The organism is Lactobacillus johnsonii ATCC 33200 (genome assembly GCF_000159355.1).
Taxonomy (GTDB): domain Bacteria; phylum Bacillota; class Bacilli; order Lactobacillales; family Lactobacillaceae; genus Lactobacillus; species Lactobacillus johnsonii.
This window is the reverse complement of sequence record NZ_GG670120.1, coordinates 357823-373523: the sequence shown is the minus strand read 5'-3', so window position 1 is coordinate 373523 and position 15701 is coordinate 357823. Positions and strand designations below refer to the sequence as shown.

16 protein-coding genes are annotated in these 15701 nt (G+C 34.7%); 3 read left to right on the top strand and 13 right to left on the bottom strand.

From position 1 onward, the window contains the following. Positions 1-30: 30 nt before the first annotated feature. From tuf to rpsO, 4 genes are all read right to left on the bottom strand, one after another. Positions 31-1221 carry an elongation factor Tu gene (gene tuf / locus HMPREF0528_RS01865; protein WP_004894320.1) on the bottom strand — a complete coding sequence of 397 codons (1191 nt, stop codon included), beginning with the start codon at positions 1219-1221 and terminating at the stop codon, positions 31-33. A 177-nt stretch (positions 1222-1398) separates the two neighbouring features. Continuing rightward, positions 1399-2256, bottom strand: a complete 858-nt coding sequence (locus HMPREF0528_RS01860; RefSeq protein ID WP_004894318.1) for a hypothetical protein — start codon at positions 2254-2256, stop codon at positions 1399-1401. Continuing rightward, the gene (locus HMPREF0528_RS01855) at positions 2256-4031 is read right to left on the bottom strand and encodes a ribonuclease J (RefSeq protein ID WP_004894317.1); all 1776 of its coding nucleotides are present in this window, start codon (positions 4029-4031) and stop codon (positions 2256-2258) included. Before HMPREF0528_RS01855 ends, HMPREF0528_RS01860 begins: the two co-directional genes overlap by 1 nt. Positions 4032-4191: 160 nt before the next feature. Next, positions 4192-4461 carry a 30S ribosomal protein S15 gene (rpsO, locus tag HMPREF0528_RS01850; protein WP_004894315.1) on the bottom strand — a complete coding sequence of 90 codons (270 nt, stop codon included), beginning with the start codon at positions 4459-4461 and terminating at the stop codon, positions 4192-4194. 194 nt (positions 4462-4655) lie between these two features. Between rpsO and rpsT the strand changes: the two genes are divergently transcribed. Continuing rightward, positions 4656-4913 (top strand): 30S ribosomal protein S20, encoded by a 258-nt coding sequence (rpsT, locus tag HMPREF0528_RS01845; protein ID WP_004894312.1) that lies wholly within the window; start codon positions 4656-4658, stop codon positions 4911-4913. A gap of 69 nt (positions 4914-4982) precedes the next feature. Here the strand turns inward: rpsT and holA are convergent, their stop codons facing one another. The 9 genes from holA to typA form a co-directional block, all read right to left on the bottom strand. Continuing rightward, positions 4983-5972 carry a DNA polymerase III subunit delta gene (gene holA, locus HMPREF0528_RS01840; RefSeq protein ID WP_004894310.1) on the bottom strand — a complete coding sequence of 330 codons (990 nt, stop codon included), beginning with the start codon at positions 5970-5972 and terminating at the stop codon, positions 4983-4985. After that, positions 5969-8251 (bottom strand): DNA internalization-related competence protein ComEC/Rec2, encoded by a 2283-nt coding sequence (locus tag HMPREF0528_RS01835; protein ID WP_004894307.1) that lies wholly within the window; start codon positions 8249-8251, stop codon positions 5969-5971. Before HMPREF0528_RS01835 ends, holA begins: the two co-directional genes overlap by 4 nt. Continuing rightward, positions 8208-8894: a helix-hairpin-helix domain-containing protein gene (locus HMPREF0528_RS01830; protein ID WP_004894304.1), complete on the bottom strand. Its 687-nt coding sequence runs from the start codon at positions 8892-8894 to the stop codon at positions 8208-8210. The genes HMPREF0528_RS01835 and HMPREF0528_RS01830 overlap by 44 nt, the downstream gene beginning before the upstream one ends. Before the next feature lie 58 nt (positions 8895-8952). Beyond that, positions 8953-9963 (bottom strand): SepM family pheromone-processing serine protease, encoded by a 1011-nt coding sequence (locus tag HMPREF0528_RS01825; RefSeq protein ID WP_004894302.1) that lies wholly within the window; start codon positions 9961-9963, stop codon positions 8953-8955. Beyond that, positions 9950-10450 (bottom strand): pantetheine-phosphate adenylyltransferase, encoded by a 501-nt coding sequence (gene coaD / locus HMPREF0528_RS01820; protein WP_004894300.1) that lies wholly within the window; start codon positions 10448-10450, stop codon positions 9950-9952. The genes HMPREF0528_RS01825 and coaD overlap by 14 nt, the downstream gene beginning before the upstream one ends. 1 nt (position 10451) lies before the next feature. Further along, positions 10452-11000 (bottom strand): 16S rRNA (guanine(966)-N(2))-methyltransferase RsmD, encoded by a 549-nt coding sequence (gene rsmD / locus HMPREF0528_RS01815; protein ID WP_004894299.1) that lies wholly within the window; start codon positions 10998-11000, stop codon positions 10452-10454. Continuing rightward, positions 10997-11332 carry a YlbG family protein gene (locus HMPREF0528_RS01810; protein ID WP_004894297.1) on the bottom strand — a complete coding sequence of 112 codons (336 nt, stop codon included), beginning with the start codon at positions 11330-11332 and terminating at the stop codon, positions 10997-10999. Before HMPREF0528_RS01810 ends, rsmD begins: the two co-directional genes overlap by 4 nt. Further along, entirely contained in the window at positions 11329-12513 is a 1185-nt protein-coding gene (locus tag HMPREF0528_RS01805) for an FtsW/RodA/SpoVE family cell cycle protein (RefSeq protein WP_034525061.1), read from the bottom strand. Before HMPREF0528_RS01805 ends, HMPREF0528_RS01810 begins: the two co-directional genes overlap by 4 nt. 114 nt (positions 12514-12627) lie before the next feature. Then, complete coding sequence (gene typA / locus HMPREF0528_RS01800) at positions 12628-14484, bottom strand: translational GTPase TypA (protein ID WP_004894295.1); 1857 nt, start codon at positions 14482-14484, stop codon at positions 12628-12630. A gap of 246 nt (positions 14485-14730) precedes the next feature. On the opposite strand from typA, the gene def reads away from it, so the two are divergent. Both def and HMPREF0528_RS01790 read left to right on the top strand, forming a co-directional pair. Then, entirely contained in the window at positions 14731-15285 is a 555-nt protein-coding gene (def, locus tag HMPREF0528_RS01795) for a peptide deformylase (RefSeq protein ID WP_004894291.1), read from the top strand. Between the two features lie 185 nt (positions 15286-15470). Next, positions 15471-15698, top strand: a complete 228-nt coding sequence (locus tag HMPREF0528_RS01790) for a DNA-dependent RNA polymerase subunit epsilon (protein WP_004894289.1) — start codon at positions 15471-15473, stop codon at positions 15696-15698. Positions 15699-15701 lie beyond the last annotated feature (3 nt).

Here is a 15701-nt window from a genome sequence, read left to right as displayed (position 1 = left end):
AAGATACATCTTTTTTAAGAAAGTTTGGAATTAGTCAAGGATTTCAGTAACTTGACCAGCACCAACAGTCTTACCACCTTCACGGATAGTAAACTTAGTACCCTTTTCAATGGCAACTGGCTTGATCAATTCAACAGTGAATTCAACGTTATCACCAGGCATAACCATTTCAGTACCTTCTGGCAATTCAATCTTACCAGTTACGTCAGTAGTGTGGAAGTAGAATTGTGGACGGTAATCTGAGAAGAATGGAGTGTGACGACCACCTTCATCTTTGTTCAAGATATAAACTTGACCCTTGAAGTTCTTGTGGGTTTGAATTGAACCAGGTGCAGCTAAAACTTGACCACGTTCAACTTGATCACGGTCGATACCACGAAGCAATACACCAACGTTATCGCCGGCTTCACCAAGGTCAAGAGTCTTGTGGAACATTTCCAAACCAGTAACAGTTGACTTTTCAATCTTGTCAGTTAAACCAACGATTTCAACTTCATCGCCGACCTTAACAGTACCACGGTCGATACGACCAGAAGCAACAGTACCACGACCAGTGATAGTAAATACGTCTTCAACTGGCATTAAGAATGGCTTGTCAGTATCACGTTCTGGAGTTGGGATGTATTCGTCAACAGTTTCCATTAATTTTCTGATAACGTCTTGTTGTTCTGGGTCACCTTCAAGTGCCTTCAAAGCTGAACCACGGATAACAGGAACATCGTCACCAGGGTAATCGTATTCTGATAACAAGTCACGTACTTCCATTTCAACTAAGTCGATCAATTCTGGATCGTCAACTAAGTCAACCTTGTTTAAGAATACAACGATGTATTGAACACCAACTTGACGAGCAAGTAAGATGTGTTCACGAGTTTGTGGCATAGGACCATCAGTTGCAGCAACAACCAAGATAGCACCATCCATTTGTGCAGCACCAGTAATCATGTTCTTGATGTAGTCAGCGTGACCTGGAGCATCCATGTGAGCGTAGTGACGATTCTTAGTTTCGTATTCTACGTGAGCGGTATTAATAGTAATACCACGTTCCTTTTCTTCTGGAGCAGCATCGATTTGTGAGTAATCTTCAGCTTGTGCCAAACCGTCTTCTGCCAAAACTGTAGTAATAGCTGCAGTTAAAGTGGTCTTACCATGGTCAACGTGGCCGATAGTACCAATGTTAACGTGCGGCTTAGTTCTTTCGTAATGTTCTTTTTCTGCCATTAATATGACCCTCCTGTAAATTTGCAAGAAGTCCGTTGAGTAAGTAACGGATAATTCTCTGTTGATTATTATACTACTTTCAAAGGTAAAAGCCTAGCTCGTACCCCTTTGAAAATATCCTTTATTGATTATACTAGATCCACAGAAAATGTAAACCTTTTTTGCTCAATATCGGCACTAAAAATCAGAATTTGTTGCTTTTTCATATGCCAAATATTCATATATTTTATTTAAAAGTTTCTGATTAGCTCCGCCCTTCTTTTGCTCAAGATAATTTCTAAAATCATGAGCAAATTGATCCGGATCTCTAATATAATCATTTAAACGCGGATATAGCATCCCTAAACAAACATTCATCTCACCAATCATTATTGGCAGTTTGCTTGGATCCTGTCTAAAGTAATCCGCTAAGCTAACACAAACTTCACGATAAATTAGACTTTTTTCAAGTAAGTCCGTTTCTTTAGGAATAAAGTCTTTTAATTCTCCTAAAATGTAAACTTGAACTTTTTCGCTATATCCAAGTTTTATTAAATCTTCACATAGGGATAAACGCAAAGCAAAATTAGGAGATGGATCTATTAAAATACTTTTTGCCAAATTAGTAAAGTTTTCTGTACTTAAGCAATATAACAGTAAGTAGTCTTTTTCTTGAATATATTTAAGCTGTTTAAAATTTCGCATTATTTCTAACTGCTTAATTTGACTAACTGGTTCAATTTTTACTGGCAGCTTTTTTTGCAGTAAGTGTTCCAGCTCAGCCGCTTCAATTGCATAATGCTGAAAAGCTAAAATCTTAAGATAAGTATTATATACTCTTTGATTAGAAAAAAGGTCAGGCTCTTCCTTAATCAAAGAATATGCCTGATCCCCCTTCTCTTGGCTTAAATATATTTCACATAACTCACAAACAATATCTGAATCGTGACCTAACCGTAAAGCCTCTAGTAAATATTGCTTAGCTTGCGGCAAATCATTGTGCTTTTTAGCTTCTTTTGCTAAAAGAAGAAAGTTATCTTGACTTGCATGTGACATTAAGCTTTTGCCTTCTTTTGTTCTAAATCTATTTTGTGATGATTTTTTCTAACTGGACGTTTCTCAGAATTATTTTCTTGATTGTTTCGTCTAGCCATTGCACGGTGTCTATTTTGGTTAACTTCCATTACGACTGGTAAAACAACTGGACGACGACCTGTTTGCTTGTAAAGATATTTTTCAACATCATTACGAATATCTTGCTTTAATTCAGTCCAATCAAACTTCTTATGTTCAAAGTTATTGTTTACTGCCTCTTTAATTACATCAGCAGCCCCATTCATCAAAGCATGGTTAGCCTTAATGTATACAAATCCTCTAGTTGAAACACGTGGTTCTGAGATGATCTTCTTTTTCTTTCTATCAATAGTAGCTGCAGCAATGAAGACACCGTCATCAGATAGAACTTCCCGGTCTCTTAAAACGATGTTTCCAACATCACCGACACCAGAACCGTCAATCATGATATCTTCACCAGGAACAGCATCTGTACGATAGAAACGTCCCTTTTCTAAAGAATATGCATCCCCGTTATGTGGTAGGAAAATATCCTTCTTATTCATACCTGCTTCAATGGCTAAATCTTTATGGATCTCAAGAAGACGGTATTCACCAATAACTGGAATTAAGAACTTAGGCTTAAGTGTATCAATTAACATTTGTAAGTCACGGCCAGTGGCATGTCCACTTGTATGCTTATCTCTACCGAGTTCTTTAACTATTCCGCCAGCACGATAAATCATATCACTAGTTTGGGCAACCATAGTTTCAACTGAGTGTGAAGGAGTGGTAGCGATGAAAACTAAATCCCCCTTCTTAATCTTAATCATCCGGTGACGGTTAGTTGCCATCTTTTGAAGGGATTTAAGTGGTTCACCCATCCGACCAGTTTCTAAGATTACTAATTCATTGTCAGGAATCTTCTTTAAGTCCTTACTGTGAACAAGTAATCCTTTAGGTACGTTTAAGTAACCTAATTTCATTGCTGTATAGACAATCTTACCAGCATCTCTACCTGTCAAGAAAACATGTCTTCCAGTGGCAGCCGCTGCTTGGAAAATCTCTTGAACACGGACGATATTTGATGCTTTTGCTGCAGCAATGATTCGACCATCATAATTCTCAAAAATATTGTAAATGTATTTTTCAATACTAGTCTGACGATCATTTGGGAAGTTTGCTTCAGCATTAGTGGAGTCACTAAGAAGTGCGAGGACGCCCTTTTGGGCAATTTCAGATAAACGAACAAAATCAGTTCGATAACCCTTTTTAGCTGATGGATCAAACTTAAAGTCACCAGTGTAGACAATTTCTCCTTCTTTAGTGGAAATATCAATTCCTAAAGAATCTGGGATTGAGTGCGTAGTCTTGAAGAAAGAGACATTTGCATTTTTAAATTCAATTTCTGTGTCAGCATCAATAACATGGAACAAGTCATTTTTACGACGTCTATTTTCACGTTGAACAGCGATCTTAGCCAATTCAATAGTTAATTTTGAACCAAAAACTGGAATATCGTGATTTCTTAAAATATATGGAAGAGCACCGATTGAGTCAGCATGACCATGAGTTAAAAAGATACCGGCAATTTTATCGGCATAATCTTGGAAAAATTGTAGGTCAGGAATAACAACGTCAATTCCTAATAAAGATGAATCAGGATACTTCAAACCCGCATCCATAATAAAAATTTCGTCTTCTACTTGAACAGCGTACATGTTTTTACCATTTTCACGTGCGCCACCCAAGATCATTATCTTAATCTTTTGTGACATTTTTTTGCTTCTTTCTATATTTACTTAAATTATTTATGGATCTTAATGATCAAAACGAAGTTAATCTAATTAATTTTACCATATAATAGTATGAATTTGAAAGGAACAAAAAAGCTACTCTTTAAGATAAAGAGTAGCTGAGGTTTAGGAATTATTAGAATTAACGACGTAAACCTAACTTGTTGATTAATTCACGGTAACGTTGAATATCTTTGTTCTTCAAGTAACGAAGTAAGTTACGACGGTGACCAATCTTCTTAAGCAAACCAACGTATGAGTGATGGTCTTGCTTGTTAGCCTTTAAGTGATCGTTCAAGTTGTTGATGTCACTAGTTAAAAGTGCAATTTGAACTTCTGGAGAACCAGTATCGCCATCGTGACGTGCGTATTCTTTGATTAATTCATCTTTCTTTTCTTTTGAAATAGCCATTAGAAAAATACCTCTCTTTTAAATAATTGCCATTAACAACGTTAACCGTCGGCGGCGGGAAAACAGCGTCAATGGTTCCAACAGATATTAATATTACATGGAAGTTTTTAAAAAAGCAAGTCCAAATTACCTTGCACCAACGGCTTGTATTAAGTATAATTAACGAGTAAATCTATTTTATCGAGGTGATTTTGATGCCACAAATTAAATCAGCAATTAAACGTGTTAAGACTAATGCTACTGCTAACAAGCGCAACGCTGCTGAATTAAGTAAATTGAGAACTGCTGTAAGAAAATTCAACGAAGCTGTTGAAAATGACGCAAAAGATGTCCTCGATTTAGAAGTTAAAGCTGCACGTGCTTTAGATAAGGCTGTTTCTAAAGGTCTTATTTCTAAGAACAAAGCTAACCGTGATAAATCACGCTTATCTAAAAAGGCTGCTAACAAGTAAATTATTTACTTGACACCTGATATTAGGCAAAATAAAAGCTCGGAGTTTTCCTCCGAGCTTTTTTGTTTTCTAAATTTTTAATAAAAAGAGCTTCAAGAACTCATCCCCATGATAAGTTCCGTTTTTGTAGCCAAAATCAAGTTCAATCGCCCGTTTTAGCAACACTGTTAATTTACTTAATGAGACTTTATTTTCAAGGGCTAATTTTACTCGATACGGATTCACTTTTAACTCTTTAGTAATTTGATCTTTACTCCACCGTCTATTCTGCAAAACTTTAACACAAGTCAAAAATTCAAGTTGAGATTCAAAAATAGCTAGTAGCTGAATCGCACTTGCCCCTTCTCGTAAATGATCCTCTAAACGTTGAGTAGCCTCTTGATATTTTTCATCAAAAGCAGCTGTTAATATTTCAAAAATATTTTCTGAAAGAGAACGATCAATATTTTCATTAATTAGCGTTTCAGTGATTCTTTTATCTTCACCAACAATATTTTTTAATTTTACGTAGTTACTTAAAGAAACATCGAGAACCTGGTCACTTCTTTGGATTAATATTTGAAGAGCCATATTAGTAATTTGATATCCCTCTTCTTTACTTATAGCCTTAATTATTCCACTTACTTCATATGGCTTAAAAGTAGTTTCAATCACATTAACATGTTCAAGCAAAAGTTTACTAATCTTTTTTCTACGATCAATTTTTTCATAATTAGCTACAAAAACAGCTATATCTTCTAAATCACCTAAATGTTCAATGATTTTAGTTAATTTTTCAACTTGTTTTTTAAACTTTTGTGGTACTTTAGCCATTAAAAAGAAAGGATTTTTAACAACAACAATTTTCTGATTACTAAATAAAGAAGACTCTGTTAAAGTTGCCATCAATTCATCAAGTCCATCTTCAAGGCAGTCTACAATCACTTGATCAAGTTCAGAAAAAGATTTTTGATTGAGATAGTTACGAACCAAATAATCATTAAAAAATGAATCAGGTCCTTGAATCAAAAGATTAGCATTATTAGGATTAGTCTGTTTAAAAAGAGAGATTAATGTCATTTTGTATTTCCTTTATAAAAAGTCGTAATCTTATCACCTTGAAATGGTGAGTAATTCCAAGTAATTGTACCACTATCTTGCGTATTTAAATATGGAATATCTAAGTCTTTCAATGTTTTTAAAGTTTCTTGATGAGGATGTCCAAAACGATTATTGCGTCCTGAAGAAATAAAGACCAGCCGCGGATTCAACTGCTTTAAAAAATCTGGATCGCTAGAAGTTTTACTACCATGATGTCCTAATTTAAAGTAATCAACTTGGAAATTATAGTGATTTTGTATCTCTTTTTCTCCTTCTCGGCCCAAGTCCCCAGTAAAAAGCCAACGTCTATTTGCTAACTTAAAAGTTATAGATAAAGAATCTTCATTCTTACCTAAGCCCGCTTTAAAAGGATAAAGCACGTCAAAGTCGATCCCGCTCTCTCTAACTTTATCGCCTGCAAGAAGTGGCATCAGTTGCACATCATTTAAATGATTACTTATTTTCTTCATAAAAGACTGATTATCAGTCAAACCTTTAGCAAAATATAGCCGATTTACTGGAATTTGATCTAGCAACGCCTTTAAATCACCAATATGATCTGCATCTTGATGACTTAAAAAGACTCCATCAAGATGATCAATTCCCTGCGCATATAAAAATGGAATAGTGATCCGATTTAACTGCGGCTCACTTTTTCTTTTACCAAAATTTAGCTTTCCGCCCGTATCTATTAAATATGTTTTTCTATTTAAGGGCGTCGTAATTAAAATGCTATCCCCCTGTCCTACGTCAATAAAAGAAACTTGTCCCTTAAGTGGAAAATGAATCAAACAGAAAAAGCTAGTATATGCCCCAAACAAAATTACTCTTAATTTTAATTTCTTTACTTTATTCTTAGGCATAATAATCAAAAACAAAGTCACAGCTAATAAAAATATAGTTTGAAACCAATTTATTTGCCCAAAAGTTATTAATCCGACTTGCTTATCAGCAATAAAATTAGTTAGGTCTGCAATGACTTTAAAAATTGGTTCACCTATTTTGACAATATTTGGTAAACACCAAAATAGAAAAATCACAATAAAGGTTAAAGGCAAAAGAATAAAATTAAAAATTGGAACAATCAAGAAATTATAAATGATAGTTAAAAAGTTAATCCGATAAAAATTATGTAATAGAATTGGCGTAATTAATAAATTAAGAACTATATTTTGTTTAATTTTTTTAAAATTCTTGCTTATTTCTAATCCAAAGACTAACAAATAACTCAAAATCGCCCCACTATTTAAAAATAATAGCGGATTAAATATAAGATGAGTTAACGCTACTATTCCTAATTTATCTCCGCTACTAATCATAATCTTTTTTCTTTTAAAGAATACTTTCCAAAAGTAGCTTAAACTCGCCCGCACAAAACCAGCCTGAAAATTAGAGAGTAAGATTTCTATTATTAAAAAAAGAACACAGAAAATCGTTAGCTCTTCTTCTGTTCTTTTCATAATTGTCCCAAGCCACATAATTCCCAGAATATATAAACTTACGTGCAGACCAGAGATACTTAACAAATGGATAATCCCTAAGTCACGATAACTATTGAGTAAAACCTTATTTTCCGGACTAGGATTTTGTGCTAGAACCATTTCATTGGCAAACAATCTTGTGAACTGGGGCATTTTTTCAAAATAATCGATCAGTCGCTTACGTAAAATATGAATCCAATCAAAAATAGTAATTTTCTTAGGATAAAGCTCATAGCTTTCAAGTTTCACTCTTTCCCTTATTTTTTTACTACGATAATACTTTTGGTAGTCAAATTCACCTGGGTTAGTTGCTGGCATAATTTGTTCTACTTTTGCCTTGTAGTTTACTAAATAACATCCCCCAAAGCGATTTAATTCTTTTTCAAGTGACTTGTTTATGCTTCCACTAATTAAAACTTTATTCTTTCCAATTCTTCCCTCCCCATAGAAAAATTGGTCACTCACCTTCACCTGATCACTATATATTTGAATTGGTTTTCCAATTTTCGTTTCACTTGTTTGCTGATTAAGTAAAGTTATAAGAGATATTATTCCTAAAAACAAAACCAGTAATTGTCGATACTGAGGAAATTTATAAATGAGCAAGAAGCAGAAAAAAAGCAAAAAAATTACAGCTACAACTCTTTGAGCAAAAGAAGTAGCTTGCAAAATTAGAAAAGTAACTGAAATACATCCCAAACTAAGTAATAAATAGAATCCGGGAGCATAAAAACTAGAGAGCCAATTGATCTTTAAGCTTTTCAAAAGTCTTTTCACCAATTCCTGTCACTTTAGTTAAATCTTCAATTTGTTTGAAACCTCCATTTTGATCGCGATACGCAATAATTTGTTCTGCTTTCTTCTGACCTACTCCATTTAATTTCTGTAAATCTTCAACTGTTGCAGAATTTAAATGGACCTGCTCAGAATTTGAACTAGCAGAATCTGAAGCAGATGAGTTAGCAGTTGTTGTATTTCCGACTGCTGGTACATTCTCTATTTTTTCACCAATGTGGGGGACATAAATTTGATCTTGATCTTTTAAAAGAGCTGCTCGATTTATTGCTCTTGTCTCTGCCTTATCGGTTAAGCCGCCACATACTTTTAATAAATCATTTAAGCGTGCCCCATTTTTTAAGGTATAAACTCCACTATGTTTAACAGCTCCAGCAATATCTACAGTTACAGTATTTTGTTTAGATGGGCTATTAACGCCAGTAGCAGAAGGAGTGTTATTACTTTTATTTTTAGAAAAATCTGTTGATTGGTTCTTATTATTTTCACTTAAAACTTGGCTGTTATTAATTGCTGGCTGATTATTTTTTTGAATAAAATATCCACCAATTAAAATCGTCGCAATAATTCCAATTACTAGTCCTTTCTTTTCTAAGATGAAGCCTTTTATTTTTTCAAAATCCATTTTTATCACCTCATTATTTATTACGAAAAAAAGCAGCAATTTTTTTGCTGCTTTTTTCTTATTTTTCTAAATAATTTAGTGCATCTTCAAATCGAGCTACGGGTACAATCTTCATTTTAGTATGAATTTTCTTAGCAGTTTTTACCGCTTCTGCATAGTTCGTTTCACTCTTTTTAACTCCCGCTGGTTGATCAGTTGGAGCAAAGAAGACTTTCATTCCCTGTTGACTAGCTGCTATTACTTTCTTATCAACGCCGCCAATCATTCCTACTTTTCCTTGATCATCAATCGTCCCAGTCCCTGCTATCTTTTTAGAACTAAGATTTTTTCCGGTAAATAATTGATAACATTCGAGCGTAAACATTAATCCAGCTGAAGGTCCACCAATATCTTCCGCATCAATTTTTACTGCAGGCTTTGTTACTACTCGTGTATGATCTACAAGTTGAATACCGATTCCGTAACGGTTAGTTCCAGAAAGTTTTACCGTTTCACCAGAGAAAGTTAAGTGTTTTTTTCCTCTAATAACTTCAATCTTTACCTTACTCTTCTTTAAAGAAGAAACATATTTAATTAATTCTTGACTAGAATTGAATTTCTTACCATTTACGCTAACTAATACGTCTCCTACCTTCAACTTATTCTTAAAAGTTGAATTACTCATTATTTCCATTACGTAAACGCCTAAGAACTCTTGACGATGCGGAACGTTTGCCTTTTTAGCCGCATAGTAAATAGCATTATTTTGACTAGTTTCCATGTAATACTGCTGCATTTGGTTATATTCGGCACTAGTCGATGTTCCCATTAATTCATCCTTTGAGTAGCGACTATCTGCTGGCCTCAAAAAACTTGTCAAATAATCAATCATTACCGCCGGTCGTTCGCTTACGGTTACTAAATAAAAATTAGGATTAGCCTTTCTAGTACTTTTTACATATTTACTAATCTGAAAAGCTTCACCAGGAGCTTCAATATAATATTGCGTTGGCCACAGACAAAATACAACTGCTATTAAAAATGCTGCTATTCCTAGCAGCCAAAACTTTAATTTTCTATTTTTTTTCATTATTTCTATTCCTCAATTTTTCTTCCAATGCAGCTGCGACTGGTTTTGGAACTAAGGTTGAAACATCCCCACCAAAAAATACAGTTTCTTTAATCATACTAGAAGAAATAAAACTATCTTCTGGGCGAGTAAACAATAAAACTGTATTTAAATCTGGATCTAACGTCTTGTTGATTCCAGCTATATCACGCTCGTAGTTAAAATCTGCTGTATTTCGCAATCCACGAACAATTGCACTTGCACCAAGTTCATGTGCTACTTCCACGGTTAACTCGGCTGGTCGAGCAATAACTTCAACTTTTTCGTTGTTTTCAAAAACTTTTCTCGCCAATTCTAAACGTTCTTTTTCATTAAAAAGATACTTTTTACTAGTATTGGTCATAATTACTACATACAATTTTTCAAACATATGAGATGCACCTTCAATAACCTCAACATGTCCATTAGTTATTGGGTCAAAACTTCCGGGAAAAATCGCCTTTGTCATTTTAATCTCTTTCGTAAACCTTTACCTTTGTTCGTCCTAACTGATGATCCTTAATAATTGAAAAGCCAGAAACCTCTGGTAATTCATCATGTTCATCTGTCTCCGCTACAACAAGCGCCTTCTCATTTAATAGATTATTCTCAAGCAATTTCGTCATAATCTTTACAATTTTTTGTTTAGCATAAGGTGGGTCAAGAAAAACAAGATCAAATTTCTTACCCTCATCCTGCAAAATTTTAATTGCGCGATTATCACTACACTTTAAGACTCTGAATCTTTCTTCTTCCTTGGTGAGTTCAACATTTTTTTTGATAACCTGGCATGCCTGACCACTAATATCTACTAAAACAGCCTCATCATAGCCCCGAGAAACAGCTTCAATTCCTAAGGCACCACTGCCAGCATATAGATCGAGTACTTGGCCGCCATCAAAAAATTGCCCCAAAGAATTAAATAAAGACCCTTTTACCTTATCACTAGTTGGTCGAGTGGCATTACTCTTCAATGTATGTAAATTACGCTTAGCATATTTTCCTGCAATAATTCTCAAACTCGTAAATCCTCGTTTTCTTCTCGTAATTTTTCAGCTTCTTCTTTTAGTTCCCGCATCATTTTTTCCTCGTGTTCAGCAGAGAAATCGAGCTCATCAGTTTTTGATGTTTCCACAGACTGCACATAACTTTTGCTTCTGAGCTCTGCAATTGTCTTAGCTGCGTATTGTGAACTGACATATAAAATCACATACTTATTTTTACGTGAAAAATAAATAATATTACCAAATCTACGCAACTTATACTGATCGCTAATTTGATTCAACCAAACAATTATCTGCGTACGGGGAATCATTTTTTCATTTGACTCATCCTTAAAAACCAAACTCAAAGTACACTCCTACTTTCTACTAATGCTTTCTTTTCAGCAGCTGAAATATTTAAGACTAAACCTAAAGCGACAGTTAGTACAATCATTGATGATCCCCCATATGAAATAAATGGTAAGGTTACCCCAGTAATTGGCAATAATCCTAAAACTGCCCCTACATTAAAGAGCGTTTCTGTAAAAATCATGGTTACAACCCCGAAACAAACTAAAGCATTAAATTGTGAATCGGCATGAATTCCTACTTCCATAATGCGCCACATTAAAAAGAATAATAAGGTAATAATCACAATGGCGCCAATTACTCCTAACTCTTCAGCGGTAATAGATAAAATGAAATCAGTATATGGTTCAGGTAAGTAGCCTCTCTTTTGCATACTATTACCTAATCCAACACCAAACAAACCACCATTATGAATTGCATAATAGGAGTTTACCAACTGTGCACCACCTGTTTTTTCTAGCTTAAAGGGATGGGCAAAAGCGAGCAACCGCTGAAATTGATAGGAATCTTTGATGAATCCTGGGGTCCAAAACAATAAAATTGCCATCAATAAAACAATTCCTAGCAGTAATCCTACTAACCAATAAACGGCTAATCTTGTGGGGATTCCTGAGACACTATACATGACAAAAACAATCATAAATAGAATTGCTGAACCGCCAAAGTCAGGCTCTAAAATTACCAAACCAATCATCAAAAATGAAATTACAGTTGGCCCAAATAAATTATGCCAGATTTGTCCCGGAATAAACTTCCCATCTCGTCTTGACAAGACAAAAGCCAAATAAAGAACTAGAGATAATTTAGCTACTTCCACTGGCTGAATATTAATAAATCCTAAATTAATCCAACCAACAGCACCATTAACAGCAGCTTTTCCATGACTAACAATTTTTAGAACGATTAAAAACATTAACATCAAAAATGAAATTCCTAAGTAGGACATAACAAATTTTCTGTTTTTGAATACTCTTAGTTTTAAAGCAAAACAAGGAATTCCAAAGGCTATAAATGCTGCCAAGAAATATATAATCTGTCTTTTCATGTATACACTCGGTGAAAAACCATTTACTAATAAAATGTCCGAGCTTGCTGAATATACCATAATAACCCCGATAGTTGACAAAACAAGATATGGGATCAAGATGCTATAGTCTAAGTATCTTAGGTTTTGTCGCACAATATATCTGCCCCCTTTAGTTAAATAATCTTTCTTATTATATCACTACCTCTGCATAACAAAAAAAGTAGCTCAATAAATTGAGCCACTTTTAAAAATTAAATAAGAAATAAACTATTTGTTACGTTTCTTATCTGCCTTTTTTCTTTCGTTAGTGTTTAAGATCTTCTTACGTAAACGAATACTTTCTGGAGTTACTTCACAGTATTCATCATCGTTCAAGAATTCAATAGCTTCTTCTAAAGTCATAGTCTTAGGAGTCTTAATTGAAGCTGAGTGGTCTTTACCTGCAGCACGGGTGTTAGTTAAGTTCTTACCCTTAGTTACGTTAACAGCAATATCACGTTCACGTGATGATTGACCAACAATCATACCTTCGTAAACTTCAACACCAGCACCGATGAATAATTCACCACGTTGTTCAACTGATTGAAGTGAGTAAGTTGTTGATTGACCTTGATTGATTGAAACTAAGGCACCGTTACGACGACCTGGTTCCCAGTTCGTAACAACAGGCTTGTATGAATCAAAAGTATGGTTCATAATTCCGTAACCAGCAGTTTGGGACATGAATTCGTTGTTGTAACCAATCAAACCACGTGATGGTACTAAGAATTCAAGTCTAGTTTGACCGTTACCAGTAGATTCCATATTCTTCATTTCACCTTTTCTTTGTGAAAGAGAGTCGATAACAGAACCCACATAAGCATCTGGAGTATCTACTTGAACTGCTTCAAATGGTTCACACATTTGTCCATCAACTTCACGGTAAATAACTTTAGGACGTGAAAGTTGTAATTCGAATCCTTCACGACGAAGTTCTTCAACTAAAATTGACAAGTGTAATTCACCACGACCAGAAACAGTCCAGGCATTTAATTGGTCAGTTGGTTCAACCTTTAAAGAAACATCAGTACGAGTTTGACGAATTAAACGGTCTTCAAGTTTCTTAGGTGTAACTTGATCACCTTCACGACCAGCAAATGGTGAATCGTTTGCAACAAAGTCCATTTGAAGAGTTGGTGGGTCAATCTTAAGAAGTGGTAATGCTTCAGGCTTGTCAGCAGAAGCAATAGTTTCACCAACATAAATATCATTAATACCAGAAATAGCAATGATATCGCCGGCTTTTGCTTCTTGAATTTCGTTACGCTTCAAACCGAAGTAACCAAATAATTTAGTAACACGGAAGTTTTGAGTTGAACCATCACGTTTCATAACAGTAATGTTGTCACCAACTTTAACTTTTCCGCGGTAAATACGTCCTACACCGATACGACCTACGTAGTCATCCCAATCAAGCATAGTGATTTGGAATTGTAATGGTTCATCAGAATTATCAACTGGAGCAGGAATGTTCTTAACAATAGTATCAAAAATAGGATCCATTGTTTCTTCTTGCTTAGCTGGGTCTGATTCGTATGAAGAAGTACCGTTTAAAGCAGATGCGTAAACAACTGGGAAATCAAGTTGTTCATCACTAGCACCTAATTCGATGAATAATTCAAGAACTTCATCCAATACTTCCTTTGGACGAGCACCTGGACGGTCAATCTTATTAATAACTACGATTGGCTTAACGCCAGCTTCCAAAGCCTTCTTAAGCACAAAACGAGTTTGTGGCATAGTACCTTCGTAAGCATCAACAAGCAATAAACATCCGTCAACCATGTGCATGATACGTTCTACTTCACCACCGAAGTCAGCGTGTCCTGGTGTATCCAAGATGTTAATAGTAGTATCACCGTACTTAACAGCAGTGTTCTTAGATAAGATAGTAATACCACGTTCACGTTCAATAGCATTGGAGTCCATAGCACGATCTTCTAGATTCATGTGCTCTGGCAATGTATCTGATTGTTTTAACAATTGGTTAACCAAAGTAGTCTTACCGTGGTCAACGTGTGCGATAATGGCAATATTTCTAATATCGTCTCTTCTTTGCAAAAGAAATTCCTCCCCGAACTTCATAAAAAAACTGTGACTCCAGTCACAGCCCTTTCACACAAAAATAATAATGCAGTTATTGAAGCTTTATATCTCTATAGTTTCGTTTTACAATTCTACTCTAAAAATATAATGTCGTCAACGGAAGTACAAGCTGTGAACTGTTTATTTTTAACAAAAATATTATACCAAAAACTTCGGTCGTTGCCGTCTTTTCTTTCAATTGTTATTATAGTTTATAGCAAATTATTTAATTAAGGAGATATAATTTTGATTTTAATGCATGATATTACGCGCGATGGCAATCCAGTTTTAAGACAAGTTGCTAAGCCTTTAACTTTTCCATTATCCGATGAATACAAAAAATTAGCTGACGACATGATGCAATACTTAATTAACTCACAAGATCCTAAGATTGCTGAAAAGCATCAATTAAGAGCCGGTGTTGGTTTGGCTGCTCCACAAGTTGGTGAAAGTGTTCAAATGGCTGCTCTTTTAGTTCCAAACGACAAAGGTGAAATCATCTTTAAGGAAGTTTTTGTTAATCCTAAAATTCTTTCTGAATCAGTTAGAAGAACTTGTCTTGCTGAAGGAGAAGGCTGTTTAAGTGTAGACAAAGACATTGAAGGATATGTTCCTCGTCCTGATAAATTAAAAATTCGTTACTACACAGTAGATGGTGAAGAAAAAACTATTCGCTTAAAAGACTATCCAGCAATCGTTGCTTCCCACGAAATTGATCACTTAAATGGTCATTTATTCTATGATCGCATCAATAAGCAAAATCCTTTTGAATTAGCAGAAGATACAATCGTAATTTCTTAAAATTAAACTTTTAATTTTCTATTAGGCGTTAGAGCAAGATGTTCTATCGCCTTTTTCCATACTATATATGAAGCAAATTGGTATACTTAAAAGCAAGTTTATGATAGAATTTTAATAGCTATGAATTTCTGCAAGTTTATGCAGAAGTTTTTTTGAACGTTTTAAATATAAGGAGATTATAAGAAATGATCTACAAAGTTTTATACCAAAAAGACCAGATCGTTAATCCAAGAAGAGAAACTACTAAGACTCTTTTTTTAGAAGCAGATAATGTAGTTGCAGCAAGAACTATGGTTGAGGATAATACCCCCTACAACATTGAACTCATCCAAGAATTAACTGGAAATTCCCTTGCTTACGAAAAGCAAAGTCCAGATTTCAAACTGACAACTTTTGATTCTAAGGATAACTAACGA

Excerpts from the sequence above, each read along its gene's own strand:
- tuf (WP_004894320.1), bottom strand. The coding sequence starts at position 1,221 with ATGGCAGAAAAAGAACATTACGAAAGAACTAAGCCGCACGTTAACATT.
- HMPREF0528_RS01860 (WP_004894318.1), bottom strand. The coding sequence starts at position 2,256 with ATGTCACATGCAAGTCAAGATAACTTTCTTCTTTTAGCAAAAGAAGCT.
- HMPREF0528_RS01855 (WP_004894317.1), bottom strand. The coding sequence starts at position 4,031 with ATGTCACAAAAGATTAAGATAATGATCTTGGGTGGCGCACGTGAAAAT.
- rpsO (WP_004894315.1), bottom strand. The coding sequence starts at position 4,461 with ATGGCTATTTCAAAAGAAAAGAAAGATGAATTAATCAAAGAATACGCA.
- rpsT (WP_004894312.1), top strand. The coding sequence starts at position 4,656 with ATGCCACAAATTAAATCAGCAATTAAACGTGTTAAGACTAATGCTACT.
- holA (WP_004894310.1), bottom strand. The coding sequence starts at position 5,972 with ATGACATTAATCTCTCTTTTTAAACAGACTAATCCTAATAATGCTAAT.
- HMPREF0528_RS01830 (WP_004894304.1), bottom strand. The coding sequence starts at position 8,894 with ATGGATTTTGAAAAAATAAAAGGCTTCATCTTAGAAAAGAAAGGACTA.
- HMPREF0528_RS01825 (WP_004894302.1), bottom strand. The coding sequence starts at position 9,963 with ATGAAAAAAAATAGAAAATTAAAGTTTTGGCTGCTAGGAATAGCAGCA.
- coaD (WP_004894300.1), bottom strand. The coding sequence starts at position 10,450 with ATGACAAAGGCGATTTTTCCCGGAAGTTTTGACCCAATAACTAATGGA.
- typA (WP_004894295.1), bottom strand. The coding sequence starts at position 14,484 with ATGAAGTTCGGGGAGGAATTTCTTTTGCAAAGAAGAGACGATATTAGA.
- HMPREF0528_RS01790 (WP_004894289.1), top strand. The coding sequence starts at position 15,471 with ATGATCTACAAAGTTTTATACCAAAAAGACCAGATCGTTAATCCAAGA.